Genomic DNA, 16,130 nt, shown 5'->3' on the forward strand with positions numbered 1-16,130 from the left:
TTCTGCCGTCAGACGAGCCCGAGCTCGCGGGCCCGGCGGACGGCCTCGTTGCGCCGCGACGCGGCCAGCTTGCGGAGAATGCTGCGCACGTGTGTCTTGACCGTGTTCACGGAGAGGTACATCGCCTCGGCGATCTCCTCCGTGCCCAGCAGCGCCGCGAGGTGCCGGAGCACCTCCAGCTCCCGCTCGCTGAGCGGGTCGACCACGATCGGCGCGCTCTGCTCGGCCGCCGGCGCGGCGCTGGGCCGCGCGCGGGGCTGCGGCGGCGTGCTCGAGCCGATCGACTGGTAGGCCGCCGCCAGCTCGGGGTCGCTGCGCAGCAGCTGGCGCAGCCGCGGACCGGCCTCGTGGAAGACCCGCCGGTGGCCGTCGGGTGCGGCCAGCGCCAGCGCCTGCCGCAGGCAGTCGCGGACGACGTTCGTCTCGCCCTGCTCGCTCGCCGCGATCGCCTTGACCAGCCAGGCCTCGATCAGGGTCGGCGCCGGCGCCGCGGCCGCCTCGACGATCGGCGTGAGCAGCTCGGCGCCCGCCCTCGTCTCGCCACGCGCCACGAGCGCGGCGGCGCTCACCACGGCGGCGCGCGGGGACGACGGATCGTCCACGGCGCCGACGGCTGCGAGGGCCTCGTCCGGCCGGTCCATGACCACGGCCAGGTGCGCCCGGCTCAGGGCGACCTCCCGCTCGAGCCACGGCGGCAGGGAACCACCGTCGCCGGCGGGTACCTCGCCGAGGACCCGGGCCGCGGCCCGCAGTTCGCCCCGGCCACTGAGCAGGCGCGACCGCACGAGGGCGACCGCGACGGTGGCCATGGCGTCCTCGCCCGTGTCGGGAACCGACTCGGCGTCCCGCAGGTGGCGCCAGGCGACCGGCACCGCCCACCGCTCGCCGGCCACCCAGGCGAGCACCACGGAGGTGGCGCGCGACTGCGGAGACGGCGTGTGGCACCGGCCGACGAGCTGGGCCGCCTGGCCGGCCGCGTCGGAGGCGTCCCGCAGGCGTCCACGGTGGACGTCGGCCAGCGCGAGCTGTTGCAGGCAGGCGAGCCGTACGCCCTCGCACCCCGACGGCGGCGCGGTCTTGACCGCGTCGGTCAGCGTCACGACGGCGTCGTCGAGGGCGCCCGCCCAGATCTGGGCCAGGCCCCGCCAGTACCGCAGGATCGTGCGCAGCTCCGGGTGTGCCTCGACGCGTTCCGGCGGCGCCTGCGCCAGGAGCGCCTCCGCCGCGTCCCCGGCGCGCAGGGCCCGCGGCACGTCGTGCCGCATGGCGGCCGCGCCGGCCTCGAGGATCGCAACGGCGAGCCGCAGCGCCACGTCCCGTTCCCCCTCGCCGTCGCCGTCGGCGGCGGCGTGCGCGAGGTGCCGCTCCGCCTCCTCCGGGTCGGCGGCGGCGAGCCGCTGAGCGGCCGCCACCAGGGCCGGCTCCGGCCCGTCCAGCCCGGCCGGCAGGTCCCGGAACAGCTTGCCGAGGCGGTCGGCGTCACCGCAGGCCACCAGCCGGCCGATGCCCAGGTCCTGCACCACCAGGGCGCAGGCGCGCTCCCAGTCGCCGGCGGCGACCGTGTGCCGGATCGCCTCGGCGGCGCGGCCGTGCGCGACGAACCAGGCCGCGGCGCGACGGTGCAGCTGCGGTACCTGCTCGGGCTCCTCGTAGGTCAGCTGCGCCCGCAGCAGTTCGGCGAAGAGGCGGTGGTAGCGGTGCACCGTCGAGCGCTCGGCGACCGGCTGCACGAACGCGTTGGCCCGCTCCATCGCCGCCAGGATCTGCCGGGCGTCGTTGCGTCCGGTCAGCACGTCGGCCAGCTCCGGCGTGAAGTCGTCGACGATGCTGGTGCGCAGGACGAAGTCCCGGATCTCGGGCGGCTGCGCGGACAGCACCTCGCCGAGGAAGTACTCGGCGATGTTCGCGTCGTCGCCGGCGATGGTGATGACGAGGTCCTCGGCGTCACCGGACCGCTCCATGGCCATGGCGAACAACCGGATCCCGGCGGCCCAGCCCTCGGTGCGCTCGACGAGCGAGCGCAGCGCCCAGTCCGGCAGGTGCACGCCGTGGCCGGCCAGCAGCGCGGCGGTCTCGACGGCGGTGAACGCGAGGTCGTCGCCGCGGATCTCGCTGAGCGTCCCGGCGAGCCGGTAGCGGTACAGGGGCAGCGGCGGATCCCAGCGGCCGACCAGGACCACCCGAAGGTGCTGATCGGCGTGCCGGAGCAGCGCGTCGAGGTCGTCGCCGAGACGCCGGCCGGCGAGTACGGAGACGCTGTCGAGCACCAGCACGACGGAGCTGTGCTGCGCGGCGAGGTCGGCCGCCAGGCGGGCGAGCAACGATCTGCCGATCGTCCCGCGGTGCGCCGCCTCCTCGATGGCCGGCGACAGCTTGATGCCGCTGCGATGGAAGCCCTCGACCAGGTAGGACCAGAAGACCCCCGGCTCGTCGTCGCCCTCCTCGAGGGCGATCCAGATGACCGGTCCGGGCGCTCCCCCGGCGGACACCCAGGAGGCGACCAGCTGCGTCTTGCCGCTGCCGGGCGGGCCGGTCACCACCGTCATGGGGTTGGCGACCGCCCGGGACAGGCGGCTGTGCAGTCGTTCCCGCTCCACCGTGAACGGCGGGGTCTTGGGCACGGCGAACTTTGAGGCGAGCAATGGGTCGCTCTCGGCAGTCGGCGCTGGGGCAGCCGTAGGAACTATGGCGGTATCGGCACGAATCGTCACGTCGCTCGTCACGGCTTTGCCTCGCATGCGTTAGCGGTCGCGGTCAGCAGGCTCCGTTGTCGCGTCGGTTCAGGAAGTCGATCAGTTTCAGCCCTCAGCGTTCGGCAGTCGAGGTGACCTTGCATCGTCCACATGGGGTGATTGACAGAACGCCAAGAGTGATCGATCGATCGTCGGCACGAAATCACGACAAAGGCCTATAAGAGACCCAATTCCCTTGCCCGATCAACCGCTTCACGACGCTGCGTAACTCCAAGCTTACGGTAGAGCGACCTGAGGTGCGCCTTCACTGTATTCACCGAGACATACATCTGTCCGGCTATGTCCTGATTTCTCAGCATTGTTGGTAGATAACGTAACACGTCCAATTCGCGCTCCGTGAGCTCTTCGCTGTCCTGCGCCGAGGCCGATTCGGGCCGCGCCGGCTCGGCCATCGCGTCGGTCAGGAGCTCCGCGACAAAGGGCGAATTGTGCGGGGTCAGCCACTGGTAGCGCTCGAGGAACGCCGCGAGCCGCGGCAGGCCGACGTCGACGAACGGCCCGCTCATCTCCTGCGCCTCCGCCAGGGCGACGGCACGGGAGAACGCGTCGACCGAGCGGCTGTTCTGCCGTAGCCCGTCCGCCACCAGGGCGGTCAGCAGCCACGCCTCGACGGCCGAGCCGATGTCGGGCGCGGAGACGTGTATCGGGGCCAGCACCGCCTCGACGGCCTCGTATGCGTCGAGGGCCAGGTGTGCCCGCGCGACGCGGGTCCACAGCCGGGGGAACATCCGCGCGCCCGCGCCGGGCCGGCGTACCCGCCGGATCAGCTTCTCGGGCTCGCCCGCCGCGAGGGCGAGGTCGGCCTCCGCGAGCGCGATCCACCGGGCGAGGGTGGTGGGCGTCCGGCCGGCGTCGGCCTCCTCCTCGAGGCGCCGGGCCGCCAGCCGGGCCGCGTCGAGCTCGCCGCGCGCAAGCAGGACGCGGACCTCCAACGCCCGCAGGGCGAGGTACGGCACCTGCTCCGGCTCCGGGCGCTGCGCCGCGGCGGCGTTCTCCAGGGCCGCGGCGGCCTCGACCAGGTGGTGCCGTTCGAGATTGACCAGGGCCAGCGCCAGGTGGGCGGGCACCGCCTGTGGCGCCGAGCGCCAGGCGCCCTGCGCCAGGGCAAGGCCGCCGCGGGCGTGCCCGGCGGAGTCCCGCAGCAGGCCCCGCTCCGCCTCGACCAGGGCGAGGTGCGCCATCGCGTCGAGCTGGGTGAGCTCGGCGCCGGCGTGCTGCGCCACCGCCATCCCCGATCGCAGGCGGGTGTGCGCCGCGCCGAGGCGCCCGGTCCAGAACAGCCCGACGCCGGTGTTGGTGAAGGCGGTCGCCCGGTAGTGCCGCGCGCCGGGCAGCTGCGCCGGCGACACGCCCGCGAGCAGGTTCAGGGCCTCGGCGGTCGTGTCGGTCAGCGCCGTCATGTCGCCCCGCGCGCGGGCCAGCTCCGCGTCGAGCGCGCGGGCCAGGATCTCGGCCGGCAGGCGCAGGTCCGCGTCCTCGAGGGCGTTCAGCGCCCGGGCCCGGGCGACCTGCGCCGGCACGGCGTCGTACTCGCCCCGTTCATGGGCGAGCAGGGCGCCGCAGAGCGCGAGGCCCACGGTGGCCGCCAGCTGGTTCGCCGGCACCCGCGCCAACTGGTCCGCGAGGGGCCGCCGCTGCGCCGAGTCGATCCGGGCGCCGACGACGGTGATCACCAGGCGGCCGACGAGCGGCCAGTCCCGCGCCGCGACCGCGTGCCCGACCGCGGCCGGCCCGTCGTCGACGCCGGCGAACCAGTGTGCCGCCGTGCGGTTCAGGTCCGCGGCGAGCTCGGGCGTCTCGAGCCGCAGTCGGTACCGCAGCAGGTCCCGCAGGAGCCGGTGGTACCGGAACCACTCCGGCTGGTCGCCCGCCCTGGTCACCAGCGCGTTCGACCGCGCCAGGCGCTCGAGGACCCGCTGCCCGCATGGCTGCCCGGTGAGCGCCTCGGCCAGTTCGCCGGACACCCGCTCCGCGATGGAGGTGTGCCCCAGGAACCGCTGCACCTCGGCCGGCTCGCCGCCCAGCACCTCGGACATCAGGTAGTCGGCGACCGCCGGCTCGGTTCCGGAGAAGTCCCGGGCACCCCGCGCCCGGTCCGGTGCGCCCAGGAACTCGGCGGCCAGGCGCAGGCCGGTGGCCCAGCCCTCGGTGCGTTCGTGCAGCGCACCGAGCTCGGCGGGCGGCAGCCGCAGGTCGTGCGCGGCCAGCAGCCCGTTCGCCTCCTCGCGGGTGAAGTCCAGCTCCGCGGCGCGCAGCTCGGTCAGCCCGGCCCGGATCCGGGGCCGGTGCAGCGACGGCACCCGGTCCGCCCGGGTGGTGATCACCAGCCGCAGCCGGCCGAGGGGGTGGCGCAGGAGAAAGGCCAGCGACCGCAGGATCCGCGGATTGCCGATCTCGTGCAGATCGTCGAGGACCAGCGCCACCGGGTACGGGAGCCCGGCGATCCCGGCGGCGAGCCGGCGCACGAAGGGTTCGTCGGTGCGCTGGCCGGCGGTCATCCGCGCCAGCGGACTCCGCTCGGGCACCGCGCCGGTGCCCCGGATCGCGGCGAGCACGTAGAACCAGAAGGACGCGGGGTCGTTGTCGTAGGAGTCGAGGGAGAGCCAGGCCACCGGCACGCCGGCCGCGCCACCCTCCGCCCAGCCGGCGACGAGCAGGGTCTTGCCGGTGCCCGGTCCCCCGGACACCAGCGTCGCCTCGCCACCGGCGCCCTCGGTGAGCCGGTCCGTGAGGCGCGGCCGCGGCACGAACGCACGTGGCAGCGGCGGCACGGCCAGCTTGGCCGCGAGCAGCTCTGCCGGGCCGGCGGAGCGGGGTGGCGCACCCGCGAGCCGCGTGTTCCTGCCCCGATCTCCCATGAGACATCCCGCGCTTCCTGGTCAAACAGGCATGGCGGCGCTTCGTCGATCTGAGCGTAACCCAAGATCGACTGACCTGGATCCGGTGCTCGCGCCGGGGAACTGTCGCATTGATCACCAGTCGCCGCTTCTCACTCGCCGCCATCCCCTGCGGACGATCCGTAACCGGCTCGCGCGGGCGATGGTTCAGGGAGGAACACCCGGAGGTGATCGGATGACAGAGAGATACGAGATCCGCGTATCGGATCGGCTCGGACCGGTGCTGCTCGGCGCCCTGGCCGGTATGCGGTCGGAGGTGGTGCCGCGACAGACTGTCATCGAGGGCTGGTTCTCCACTGAGGAGTTCCGTGCGCTGCTGCTGCGGGTGGAACGGGTGGGCGTACAGCTGATCCGCCTCGACCGTGTCGCCGACGAGCGCGAGCGGCGGACGCAGCGCGACCCCGCGCAGCCTCCGGGCCAGATACCCGAGTGATCCTTCGCCGGCGCGCTCATCCCGCTCGGATGACGCGCCGCCGGGCCTGCCGCATCATCATGGCGGCATGCCGACCGCCCGCACGTGCGAACGGGGCGCCGAGGGCCACCCCCGACGCCCCGATCGGGACGGCCTTCTCAGCCCTCCGGCCTCACCGGACCGAGTCGGACAGCGCGCGGTCGTAGTCGCGCCAGGCGCCGACGCCGGCGCCGGTGGCCGTCCGGACCTGGCCCCAGCGGCGGCGGACCGTCACCTGCGGCGGCTCCTCGAGCTGCGCGATGTACCGCCGGGCCGCACCGAACATCGCGTACGCGCCGAGGGCGGCGCCGACCGCGTAGGTCACGAAGCCGACCGTCATGAGGGCCGCGCTGCCGCCCACCAGTCGCCGGTCGACATACGCCCCCGACCTGCTGGTGCCGGCGGTGTTGGTAAAAGCAGCCATGTTCTGCCTCCTGGGCATGGGTCGCGGCCTTTCGTCCGCAGCCGGGATGCTGCGCGACATTCGCTTCCACCGTCGCCCGCGCGCAGGCCCGCCGTCGTCATCCGTCCGGGATGAGCGCCCTGCCGGCCACGCCCGGCCAGCCGCCTTTTCACCCGCTGCGGGTGAAGGACACCGGGCCGCTCTCGGGCAGCGTGGAGTCTGGTTAACCAAGCTGACCGGAAGGGCTGAAATGACTGACGATCTCGATGAGATGGGCCCGATCGACTACATAGTGGTCGAGTTTCCCGGGAACCGAATGACCGGCAAGGGTCTGCCGCTGCTGGTCGATCTGCACGATCGCGGCATCATCCGGATCCTCGACCTGCTGTTCATCCGCAAGGACCTGGACGGCTCGGTGGCCGGGCTGGCGATCGCGGACCTGGACAAGGACGGCGAGCTCGACCTGGCCGTCTTCGAGGGTGCGAGCTCGGGCCTGCTCGGCGCCGACGACGTGCACCACGCCGGTTCCGTTCTCGAACCGGGCAGCTCCGCCGGGATCCTCGTCTACGAGAACAGGTGGGCCGGGCCCTTCGCCTCGGCGCTGCGCCACGGCGGCGGGCGGCTGGTCGCGAGCGGGCGGATACCCGTCCAGGAAGCCCTCGCCGCGCTGGAAGCGTCCGAGATTCCCGCCTGATCCCCCGTACGAGAGGAACGACGCCATGCCAGGTCTACTTCGCGGGATCGCCCGCACCGCCGTCATCGCCGGGACGGCCACCAGCGTCTCCAACCGCGTCTCGCGCCGCCAGGCCGGGCGCTGGGCCGCCAAGGAGCAGCAGCAGCAGCCGACCTACGCCGCCCCGCCGCCCGCCTATGCCGCCCCGCCGCCGCAGCAGGTCTACGTCGCGCCGCCGGCGCCCGCGCCGGCCGACTCGATGGACGACAAGCTCGCCCAGCTCAAGCAGCTCGGCGAGCTGAAGGCGCAGGGGCTGCTGTCCGAGGCGGAGTTCGAGGTGCAGAAGCGGCGCATCCTGGGCTGACGACCGCCCTTGTGCGACCTGCCGGCTGGTGCGGCCTCCGCGCCAGCCGGCCGCCGTGCGTCCGTCAGAGCGCGTCGTCGTCGGGCTGCCCGGGTACCCCGGTGGCCCGGCCGAACAGCACCGCCGGCCAGCGATGGCCGGCGGGCTCGGGCGCGCCGCCCATCTCGGCACCGATGACCGCGGCGACGACCACGCAGACGCAGACCAGAATCAGCCAGGTCAACAGGGCGAACGTGATTCCGATGATCCCGTAGCGGTCGGCGTTGCTCTCGATCACCCGGGGCATCCACACCGCCGAGTACAGATTCAGCAGCGCTCCGCCGATCCCGGCCACCACCGAACCCGGCAGCAGCCGCCGCAGCGCGATCCGCCGGGACAGCAGCAGGTACTGCAGCAGCAGCCAGATCCCGGTGGACAGGACCACCCGCAGGACGACGGCGAACGCGGTGCCGGCCGGCACCTGACGCAGCAGGCCGACCAGCAGCGACAGCACCAGCAGCGAGCTGATCAGCAGCCCGACGGCGGTCACCCCGTTGAGCGTCCCCCGTACGCCGATCGCCGGCAGCTGCCAGGCGGACTCGTACGTGCGCTGCAGCGACCGGGTCAGGTTCAGCAGGGAGAACAGGAGCACGACCACGCCGAGCACGGTGAACGCCCCGGTGGCGCCGGGCGGGCGCTCGAAGAGCGTACGGATGGACTGTGCCGAGGAGCCGGTGACGTGGAACCGCGTGGCCAGCCGGTCGGCCAGCGCCGTCGGTCCGCGGCCGGAGGCCGCCGCGGCGACCACGATCAGCAGCGGGATGAGGGCGGTGAACGCCTGGCCGCCGAGCACGAGCGACCTGTCCCGGCCGTTGATGGACGCGAAGCGCCGCAGGCAGCGCAGCGGCAGCGAGGACTCGGCCCGCGACAGCAGGCCCGACCCGCGCTCCATGGCGACCCGGAGGAGCCGCTCCTTGATCCCCGGCCGGTTCGGTCCCTCGCCGTTCATCGACGTCTCCTAAAGCCGGGATGGCATTTATCCCGCCGGGATGAGGCGGCGGCTTTCGGCGGTCGGCAGCGTTGCCGTATCCGACCACGACATCTTCCGGCAGGGAAGGCAGGGCCGCAGAACTCATGAGCGGTGGCACCGGCTTGGTCCGGCGGCTGGACGCCCTGCAGCGCCGGCGCCGGTGCCTCGGCCTGACCGTTGCGGTCGTGCGCAAGTACCTCGACGACGACGGCCCCCGCATGGCGGCCCTGACCACGTACTACGGATTCCTCAGCCTGTTCCCCGCTCTGCTGCTCGCCACCGCCGCGGTGACCGCGACCCTGCAGGCGCACCCCGAGCTGCAACAGCGGCTGCTGGACCACCTCGTCCGGCCCGAGCTTCAGCCCGAGGTAGAGCAGGCCCTGGCCCGACTCCCGCCGAGCGGGGTACCGCTCGTCGTCGGTGTGCTCGGCCTGCTCTGGGCCGGCCTCGGCGGGGTGCTCGCGGTGTACTTCGCCCTGAACCGGATCTGGTGCGTCCCGTGGCGGGACCGGTTCGGCGTGACCCGCCAGTACCTGCGGGCTTTCGCCATGATGCTTCTGACGTTCGTCTGCGCCCTGCTGGCCGCCGCGTCGGCCCTGGTCACCGACACCTACCTGCGGCTGCCGACCGTCGAGCGCGGCGTCTCGGCCGTCGTCACCGTCGCCGCGCTCTTCGCCGTGCTCACCTGTGCGCACAAGGTCCTGGTCTGCCGGCCGCTGCGCGTCGCCGACATCTGGGTGGGCGGCGCGGTCGGCGCGGTCGTCGTCACCGCCCTGCTCAGGACCGCGACCTCGGTCCTGCCCGCCCTGGTGGCCCGGGCCGGGCCGGTGTACGGCAGCTTCGCGACCGTGGTGGGCCTCTTCACGCTGCTGTACCTCATCAGCCAGACGCTGGTGCTCAGCGTCGAGCTCTCGTCCGTCCTCGAGGGCCGGCTGTCGCCGCGCAGCCTCACCGGCAGCGTCCCCAACGCGGCCGACCGCCGGGCGCTCGCGCTGCTGGGCCGCCAGCAGGAACGCGTCGCCGGCCAGGTGGTCACCACCACCTTCGCCGGGCCCGAGGAGGCGCCTCGCCAGCATCGCCACCCCTTCTCGTGACCCTTCCGGTGGGCGGATCGTCAGCCGATGACGGTTTCCTCGGCGGCGCCGGACGCGACGGGGTCGGGCAGGCGCATCATGCGGAACGAGTTGAACAGCCCGGCGAGCCCGGCGAGGATCGGGATGAGCAGGGCCACCTGGAGGGCGAACGGGCGCGCCTGCGTGTTGATGCGGATGATCTCGTCCTGCACCTGCTGCGGCTGGCCGGCGAGCAGCTCGGCGAGCTGGGTGTTGGACATGACCTGGGCGTCCTCCTCCAGCACCTGTGCCACCCGCTGCTGGTCGCCGGGCGGGAGCACGGTGCTGGCCTGCGCCATCGCGGTGAAGGTGAGCGACAGGGTCGCCAGCATGACGGCGCCGGCGAACGCCAGCCCGAAGGACAGCCCGAACGACCCGGCCGCCGAGTTCGCGCCGGCCGCCTCGCTCACCCGCTCCTGCGAGATCGGGGCGAGCGTGTAGTTGTTGAGCTGGGAGACCAGCAGGCCCAGGCCCGAGCCGGCGATCAGCAGCGGCGGCAGCAGCGCCCAGCCGAACTCGGCCCGGGGCACGATCGGGACGAGCAGCAGGAGTCCCGCCACGAGCAGGAGGAATCCCCACCGGACGATGGCGCTCGGGCGGCGGTCGCCCGCCTTCTTGCCGGCGAGCAGCGCCACCGCGAACATGCTCAGCGAGAGCGGCGCGAGGGAGAGGCCGGCCTGCATGGCGTTGTACTCGAGCACCATCTGCAGGTAGATCGGCAGCGCGATCATCGTCCCGCCCAGGGCGATCTGCTGGAGCATCTGCTGGGTGATGCCCAGCCGGAAGACCTTGGACCGGAACAGGTCCGGGTCCAGCAGCGCCGGCCGCCCGAGACGCTTGCGCCGCAGCAGCCAGTAGACCAGCGCGGCCAGCGCGGCGGCGCCGACCGCCAGCAGCGCGACGACGGACTCGCCGCCCTCCTGCCACACCAGGATGCCCAGCACGATGCCGCCCATGCCCACGACGGACAGGCACGCACCGGCGACGTCGATGGTGCGGGGACCGGTGTAGGGCACGTCGCGGACGATGCCGAGGCCGGACAGCACCACCGCGATGATGACGACCTCGCCCAGGAACGCCAGGCGCCAGGACAGATAGGTGGTGATGAAGCCGCCGAGCAGCGGGCCGACCGCGGCGGCGATCGCGGCCGCGGCGCCGACCAGGGCGTACACCTTCTTCTGCGCCGCGCCGGAGAAGTTGCCGTGGATGAGCGACTGCATGCTGGGCAGCAGGAGCGAGGCGCCGATGCCGCCCAGCACCGCCCAGAAGACGATGATCGTCCACAGATCCTGCGAAAGCGCCATCGCCAGCGCGCCGGCGGCATAGCCGAGCAGGCCCAGCACGTACGCCCGTTTGCGGCCGATGAGGTCGCCGACCTTGCCGCCGATCAGGATGAACGCGGCGGACACCAGCGCCTCGAGCGCGATCGCCGCCTGCACCCCGCTCACGGTCGTGTCCAGGTCCCGCACCACGGCGGCGATCGAGACGTTCATCAGCGACGTGTCGACGACCAGCACGAACATCGCCATGGCCAGCAGGATCGCCAGCCGCCGCCCGTGCACGGTCTCGGTCATGGGTAGAGATCGTCGCCGACCGGCGTGATTCGTGCCTCATCCCCAGTGAATGACCAGGCTGGGGCACCCCGAACGGGGTACCCCCGGGTAACTTGAGGGCTCCGGGACGGGTGCGAGGGAGGGTGTCACGATGCGGTACGTGGCGATCGGCGACAGCTTCACCGAGGGCATGGGCGACGAGCTGCCCGACGGTTCGGTGCGCGGCTGGGCCGACCTGGTGGCCGCCGGGCTGGCCGCCGAGCTGACCGGGGAGGTGCGCTACGCCAACCTGGCGATCCGCGGCCGCCTGCTCGATCCGATCGTGAACGGGCAGCTGGAGGCGGCGCTCGCGCTGGCGCCCGCGCCGACGCTCATCACGATCAACGGGGGCGGCAACGACATGATGCGGCCCGGCACCGACATCGACCGCCTGGTCGGGCTGCTCGAACGGGCGATCCGGCGGTGCGCCGAGGCCGGCGTACGGCTGGTGGTGCTCAGCGGCGCGGACCCGTCGGCCCGGCTGCCGTTCGGGCGGTCCATGCGCCGCAAGGGTGAGCTGCTCACCGCCGCGACCGTCGAGCTGGTCCGGCGTCACGACGTCGAGATGGTCGACGTCTTCCGCGACGCCGAGATCCGCGGCGCCGCATACTGGTCGGCGGACCGGCTGCACCTCAACGCCGCCGGGCACCAACGGGTGGCGGGCCTGGTGCTCACCGCGCTGGGCCACGCCCGCGCCGCGCACGTCGTCGCGCCGGGGCCGCGCGAGGGGCGCCGAGTGCTCGCCGAGGCCCGCTACTACCGTGAACACGTCCTGCCCTGGGTGAACCGGCGCCTGCGCGGCCGCTCGTCCGGCGACGACCGGACCGGCAAGTACCTCGACTGGACCCCGATCGGGACCGCCTGACGACTCGCTGGGGCTGGACCACCGCCCACCGCCCGGCGATGTTGCGTAGGATTCCGGCCGCACGCCTGCACGCCCGCACGCCCGCTGATTCGAGGAGCACGATGCCGTTAACGCCGGCCGACATCCACAACATGGCCTTCAAGAAGCCCCCGATAGGCAAGCGCGGGTACGACGAGGAGGAAGTCGACGCGTTCCTGGACGAGCTCGAGCAGGAGCTCACCCGCCTCCTCGAGGAGAACAACGCCCTGCACAACCAGGTGCAGCGCGGCGGCCCGTCCGGCCCCGGCCCCGGCCCGTCGGCGTCGGCGCTCAACGCCGAGTTCTCCGACCTCAGCGCGCAGCTCGAGCGGCTGCAGGAGGCCCGCGCCCGGGCCGAGCAGAACGCTCGCAGCGTGCAGGCCCGCCTCGAGCAGGCCCGCAACGCCGGGCCGGGGCCGGCCGGCTCCCCCGAGGGCGACGAGCGCAACGCCCGGGTCCTGATGATGGCCCAGCGCACCGCCGACGACCACATGCGCGACGCCCGCAAGGAGTCCGAGGCGCTGCTCGCCGACGCTCAGGACAAGTCGCTGCAGATCACCAGCGACGCGCAGCTCAAGGCCGGCACCATCGAGGCGGACGCGCGGCGCAACCACAGCGAGGCCATGAACAGCCTGGGTGCCAAGCGCGCCGCCCTGCTGGACGAGATCGAACGCCTCGGCCAGCTCGCGGAGAGCTACCAGGGCGCCCTGAACAACCACCTGGCCCAGCAGCTGCAGGACCTGGACAGCGTGGCCCCGTCGTCCTGAAGCGTCGCCGGCGGGGCCGGCGCCCACGACGGGCACCGGCCCGCTCGGGTCAGCACCAGGTGAGCGTCGAGTTCGTCCTGGTGACGTTGCTGATGGTGTTGTTCGTGCCGGTGCACGGGCTCCACCGGATGTTGGTGTTGCTCACCCGCAGATTCTGGAAGCGGATGTCCGACGACGGGGCGAACTCGGTCCGCGAGGCGATACGCACCTCGCCGCCGCCGCTGATCGTCCCGGAGCTGCCGGCGATGACGACGTTGTAGCAGTTCTCCACCAGCACCGAGTTGTTGCCGGTGTTGGCGATGTCCACGTTGGCGATGGTCGCCCCGCCGCTCTCCGAGACGCAGAACACGCCGCGGCCGCCGCCGCGCGCCTTGACCGTGCCCACCCGGATGTTGGTGGGATAGCCGCTGCCGACACGGCCGTTGCGGTTGGCCATGCGGAACGCCGCGTAGCCGGTGCCGGTGCCGGCGTTCTCCGCGTCGACCGTGCCGACGGTCGCGTTGATCGTCTGGTTGAGCAGCAGGCCGGACTCGCCGACGTTGCGGGCCGTGACCGTGCCGATGGTGAGGCCGTCGACGCCGTAGGTCTCCACGGCGTGCGAGCTCGCGCCGGAGACGTACGCGCTGTCGAGGCGGATGTTCTTCGACATCACGCTGGTGTCGCCGTAGTTGTCGATGCGGACGCCGAGGCCGCCGGAGAGCCGCATGTCGATCTGGCCGAGGATGACGTTGGACACGCTGCGCAGGAAGATGCCGTACAGCGGCGCGCCGGTGACGTTGAGGTGGGCGACCTCGACGTCGCGGGTGCCGCGGGAGTAGACGGGCGCCTGGTCGCCCGAGCCCGAGCCGGTGACGTTGATGGTGCCGCAGACGTCCAGCAGCGTGTAGCTGGGCAGCGAGATCCGGGAGTTGGCGCTGATCGAGCCCGAGCCGCGGACCACCACGTTCTGCTTCGAGGTGCGGGCGGGCAGGCTGCTGACGGCGGCCTGGACGGCGGCGCGCATGTCGGTGCCGGTGTACACCGTCGTGCCGCCGCGGCGAGCGGTCCAGGTGCTGCCGGACAGCGTCGCCTCGGCCTGGTACGACAGCGCTCCGCAGGCGGCGGCGGACGCCGGCGTGCCGCCGACCGCGACCCCGGCGGCGGCGACCACCGTCGCGGCGACGGCCGGCAACGCGGCGCGGCGCAATCGGCGGGTGGCTCTGTGCGCGGTGTGGTTCATCGGTACTCCGTATGGGTCGGTGGACGGGCGTGAAGGTGGCGTCCTCCGCGTCCGCTACCGCCCGGGCTGTCGGGCCGCAACGTAACGATGCCCGTCTATGTGTTCACGATGTTAACGTTCACTTTCCACATGTCAACGGTTTCCGGTCTCAGCCGGGTCAGTTACTGACGATTCCGGCACGGACCGCGTGCAGCGCCGCCTGGGTGCGGTCCTGGACGCCGAGCTTGGCGAGGATCGCGCTGACGTGGGTCTTCACGGTCTTCTCCGACAGCCCGAGCTCCCGGGCGATCTCCCGGTTCGCGCGGCCCAGCGCGATGGCCGCCAGCACCTCGCGCTCCCGCCCGGTCAGGTGCGTGCCGCCGCGCCGGGTCTCGCCGTCGGCGAGCAGCCGCGCGACGTCGGGGTGCAGCAGGACGTGGCCGGTGTGCACGGCACGGATCGCGGCCGCGAGCGCCGGCGGATCGATGTCCTTGTACACGCAGCCGGCGGCGCCCGCCCGCAGCGCCGGCAGCACCGCGGCGGGCTCGGTGAAGCTCGTGATGATCAGCACCCGCGCGGCGTTGCCCGACGACCGCAGGCCGCGCAGCGCCGCCACGCCGTCGGCGCCGGGCATCCGCAGGTCCAGCAGCACCACGTCGGGGCGCAGCTCCGCCGCGGCGGCCACCGCGCCGTCGCCGTCGGCCGCCTCGCCGACGACGCTCAGATCGTCCTGCAGGTCGAGGAACGTGCGCAGCCCCTGCCGAACCACCGGATGGTCGTCCACCACGAGCACCCGGATCGGCTCAGCCATCGGCCGGCACCACCAGCCGCACGGTCGTGCCCGCGCCCGGCCGGGAGAGCACCTCGAGCCGGCCGCCGGCGGCGCGGGCGCGCTCGCGCATCGACGCCAGGCCGAACTGGCGGGTCGGTGTCAGCGGATCGAATCCCCGGCCGTCGTCGGTCACCTCCAGCACGACCGAGCCGTCATCGGTACGCACGGCGACCGTGACCCGGCCCGGCTCGGCGTGGCGCAGCGCGTTGTGCATCGCCTCCTGCGCGATCCGGTACGCCGCCTCCTCCCGTACGGCCGGCAGGCGCGGCACCGGGCCGCCGGCGAACCGCACCGCGGGCCGGTGCACCCGGTCGAGCAGGTCCGTCTGCTTGCGCAGCGCCGTGTCCAGGCCGTCGCCGGACAGGTCGACCGGGCGCAGGCCCACCACGATCGCCCGCAGCTCCTCGGCCGCCTCGGCGGCGAGGCGGCGCACCGTGTCCAGCTCGGCCGCCGCCCGCACGGCGTCCCGGGACACCAGCATCGCCGCGGCGTCGGCGGTCAGCCGGAGGCTGAACAGCTTCTGGGTCACCGCGTCGTGCAGCTCGCGGGCGATGCGGTTGCGCTCGGCCACGATGGACAGCTCGCGGCTGCGCTCGTACAGGCGGGCGTTGACCAGCGCGATCGCGGCGTGCGCCGCGAGCAGCCGGAGCAGCTCCTCGTCGGCCGCGCTGAAGCCGCCCGGCTTGCGCCGGTTGGCCAGGAACAGGGTGCCGAGGATCTCCTCGCCGTGCAGGATCGGCACGCCGAGGAAGTCGGCGAGCTCCGGATGCGCGGCGGGCCACCAGCCGAAGCTCGGATGGGAGCGCACGTCGGCGAGCCGGACCGGGTTCCGGTCGCGCAGCATCGCGGCGAGCAGGCCGTGCTGGCGGGGCATCGGGCCGATCGCCCGCGCCCGCTCGTCGCTGATGCCGGCGGTGATGAACTCGCCGAACGTGTCGTCGGGGCCGGGCAGGCCCAGCGCCGCGTATCGGGCGCCGAGCAGCCGCCGGGCGGACGCGACGATCGTCTGCAGTACATCGTGCACGGACAGGCGGGCGGTGACGGCCAGCACCGCCTCACTCACCTCGCGCAGCTCGGCGCGGCCGCAGCCGGTCACCCCTGAACCGTACCCACCGGCCGCCGGACCCGGATCGGTCGCGGGACCTAGGTCCAACGGCGGGGTACGACGACCGATGGCGACCGGTCCGCGGATACCT

At 73.3% G+C, this 16,130-nt stretch carries 14 protein-coding genes; 6 read left to right on the forward strand and 8 right to left on the reverse strand.

Annotated features, from left to right (window positions below):
* Positions 1-8 precede the first annotated feature (8 nt).
* Positions 9-2,642, reverse strand: a complete 2,634-nt coding sequence (locus ACIBSW_RS37785; protein ID WP_404799583.1) for a LuxR C-terminal-related transcriptional regulator — start codon at positions 2,640-2,642, stop codon at positions 9-11.
* A gap of 266 nt (positions 2,643-2,908) precedes the next feature.
* Positions 2,909-5,611, reverse strand: coding sequence for a LuxR C-terminal-related transcriptional regulator (locus tag ACIBSW_RS37790; protein WP_354720237.1), 2,703 nt, complete (start codon positions 5,609-5,611; stop codon positions 2,909-2,911).
* 214 nt (positions 5,612-5,825) lie between these two features.
* Here ACIBSW_RS37790 and ACIBSW_RS37795 point away from each other — a divergent pair, with 214 nt between their 5' ends.
* A complete protein-coding gene (locus ACIBSW_RS37795) occupies positions 5,826-6,083 on the forward strand; it encodes a hypothetical protein (RefSeq protein ID WP_354720239.1) in 258 nt (85 codons plus the stop codon).
* 151 nt (positions 6,084-6,234) lie between these two features.
* On the opposite strand, the gene ACIBSW_RS37800 is transcribed toward ACIBSW_RS37795, so the two are convergent.
* Positions 6,235-6,525: a hypothetical protein gene (locus ACIBSW_RS37800; protein ID WP_354720241.1), complete on the reverse strand. Its 291-nt coding sequence runs from the start codon at positions 6,523-6,525 to the stop codon at positions 6,235-6,237.
* Between the two features lie 229 nt (positions 6,526-6,754).
* On the opposite strand from ACIBSW_RS37800, the gene ACIBSW_RS37805 reads away from it, so the two are divergent.
* Positions 6,755-7,198, forward strand: coding sequence for a DUF6325 family protein (locus ACIBSW_RS37805; RefSeq protein WP_354720242.1), 444 nt, complete (start codon positions 6,755-6,757; stop codon positions 7,196-7,198).
* A gap of 25 nt (positions 7,199-7,223) precedes the next feature.
* The gene (locus ACIBSW_RS37810; protein WP_354720244.1) at positions 7,224-7,541 is read left to right on the forward strand and encodes an SHOCT domain-containing protein; all 318 of its coding nucleotides are present in this window, start codon (positions 7,224-7,226) and stop codon (positions 7,539-7,541) included.
* 64 nt (positions 7,542-7,605) lie between these two features.
* Here ACIBSW_RS37810 and ACIBSW_RS37815 read toward each other — a convergent pair whose 3' ends face one another.
* Positions 7,606-8,529 (reverse strand): YhjD/YihY/BrkB family envelope integrity protein, encoded by a 924-nt coding sequence (locus tag ACIBSW_RS37815; RefSeq protein ID WP_354720246.1) that lies wholly within the window; start codon positions 8,527-8,529, stop codon positions 7,606-7,608.
* A gap of 125 nt (positions 8,530-8,654) precedes the next feature.
* Here ACIBSW_RS37815 and ACIBSW_RS37820 point away from each other — a divergent pair, with 125 nt between their 5' ends.
* Positions 8,655-9,644 (forward strand): YhjD/YihY/BrkB family envelope integrity protein, encoded by a 990-nt coding sequence (locus ACIBSW_RS37820; protein ID WP_354720248.1) that lies wholly within the window; start codon positions 8,655-8,657, stop codon positions 9,642-9,644.
* A gap of 20 nt (positions 9,645-9,664) precedes the next feature.
* On the opposite strand, the gene ACIBSW_RS37825 is transcribed toward ACIBSW_RS37820, so the two are convergent.
* Complete coding sequence (locus ACIBSW_RS37825; RefSeq protein WP_354720250.1) at positions 9,665-11,236, reverse strand: MFS transporter; 1,572 nt, start codon at positions 11,234-11,236, stop codon at positions 9,665-9,667.
* Between the two features lie 130 nt (positions 11,237-11,366).
* On the opposite strand from ACIBSW_RS37825, the gene ACIBSW_RS37830 reads away from it, so the two are divergent.
* Together ACIBSW_RS37830 and ACIBSW_RS37835 are read left to right on the forward strand one after the other, a co-directional pair.
* Complete coding sequence (locus ACIBSW_RS37830; RefSeq protein WP_354720251.1) at positions 11,367-12,119, forward strand: SGNH/GDSL hydrolase family protein; 753 nt, start codon at positions 11,367-11,369, stop codon at positions 12,117-12,119.
* Between the two features lie 101 nt (positions 12,120-12,220).
* Positions 12,221-12,904, forward strand: a complete 684-nt coding sequence (locus tag ACIBSW_RS37835) for a DivIVA domain-containing protein (protein ID WP_354720253.1) — start codon at positions 12,221-12,223, stop codon at positions 12,902-12,904.
* 49 nt (positions 12,905-12,953) lie between these two features.
* On the opposite strand, the gene ACIBSW_RS37840 is transcribed toward ACIBSW_RS37835, so the two are convergent.
* The 3 genes from ACIBSW_RS37840 to ACIBSW_RS37850 all read right to left on the reverse strand — a co-directional run bounded on the left by ACIBSW_RS37840 (position 12,954) and on the right by ACIBSW_RS37850 (position 16,030).
* Positions 12,954-14,123 carry a hypothetical protein gene (locus ACIBSW_RS37840; protein ID WP_354720255.1) on the reverse strand — a complete coding sequence of 390 codons (1,170 nt, stop codon included), beginning with the start codon at positions 14,121-14,123 and terminating at the stop codon, positions 12,954-12,956.
* 157 nt (positions 14,124-14,280) lie between these two features.
* Positions 14,281-14,913, reverse strand: a complete 633-nt coding sequence (locus tag ACIBSW_RS37845) for a response regulator transcription factor (protein ID WP_354720257.1) — start codon at positions 14,911-14,913, stop codon at positions 14,281-14,283.
* Positions 14,906-16,030 carry a GAF domain-containing sensor histidine kinase gene (locus ACIBSW_RS37850; RefSeq protein WP_354720258.1) on the reverse strand — a complete coding sequence of 375 codons (1,125 nt, stop codon included), beginning with the start codon at positions 16,028-16,030 and terminating at the stop codon, positions 14,906-14,908. Before ACIBSW_RS37850 ends, ACIBSW_RS37845 begins: the two co-directional genes overlap by 8 nt.
* Positions 16,031-16,130 lie beyond the last annotated feature (100 nt).

The sequence above is a fragment of the Actinoplanes sp. NPDC049668 genome, assembly GCF_044465445.1.
In the GTDB taxonomy this organism is placed as follows: Bacteria; Actinomycetota; Actinomycetes; order Mycobacteriales; family Micromonosporaceae; genus Actinoplanes.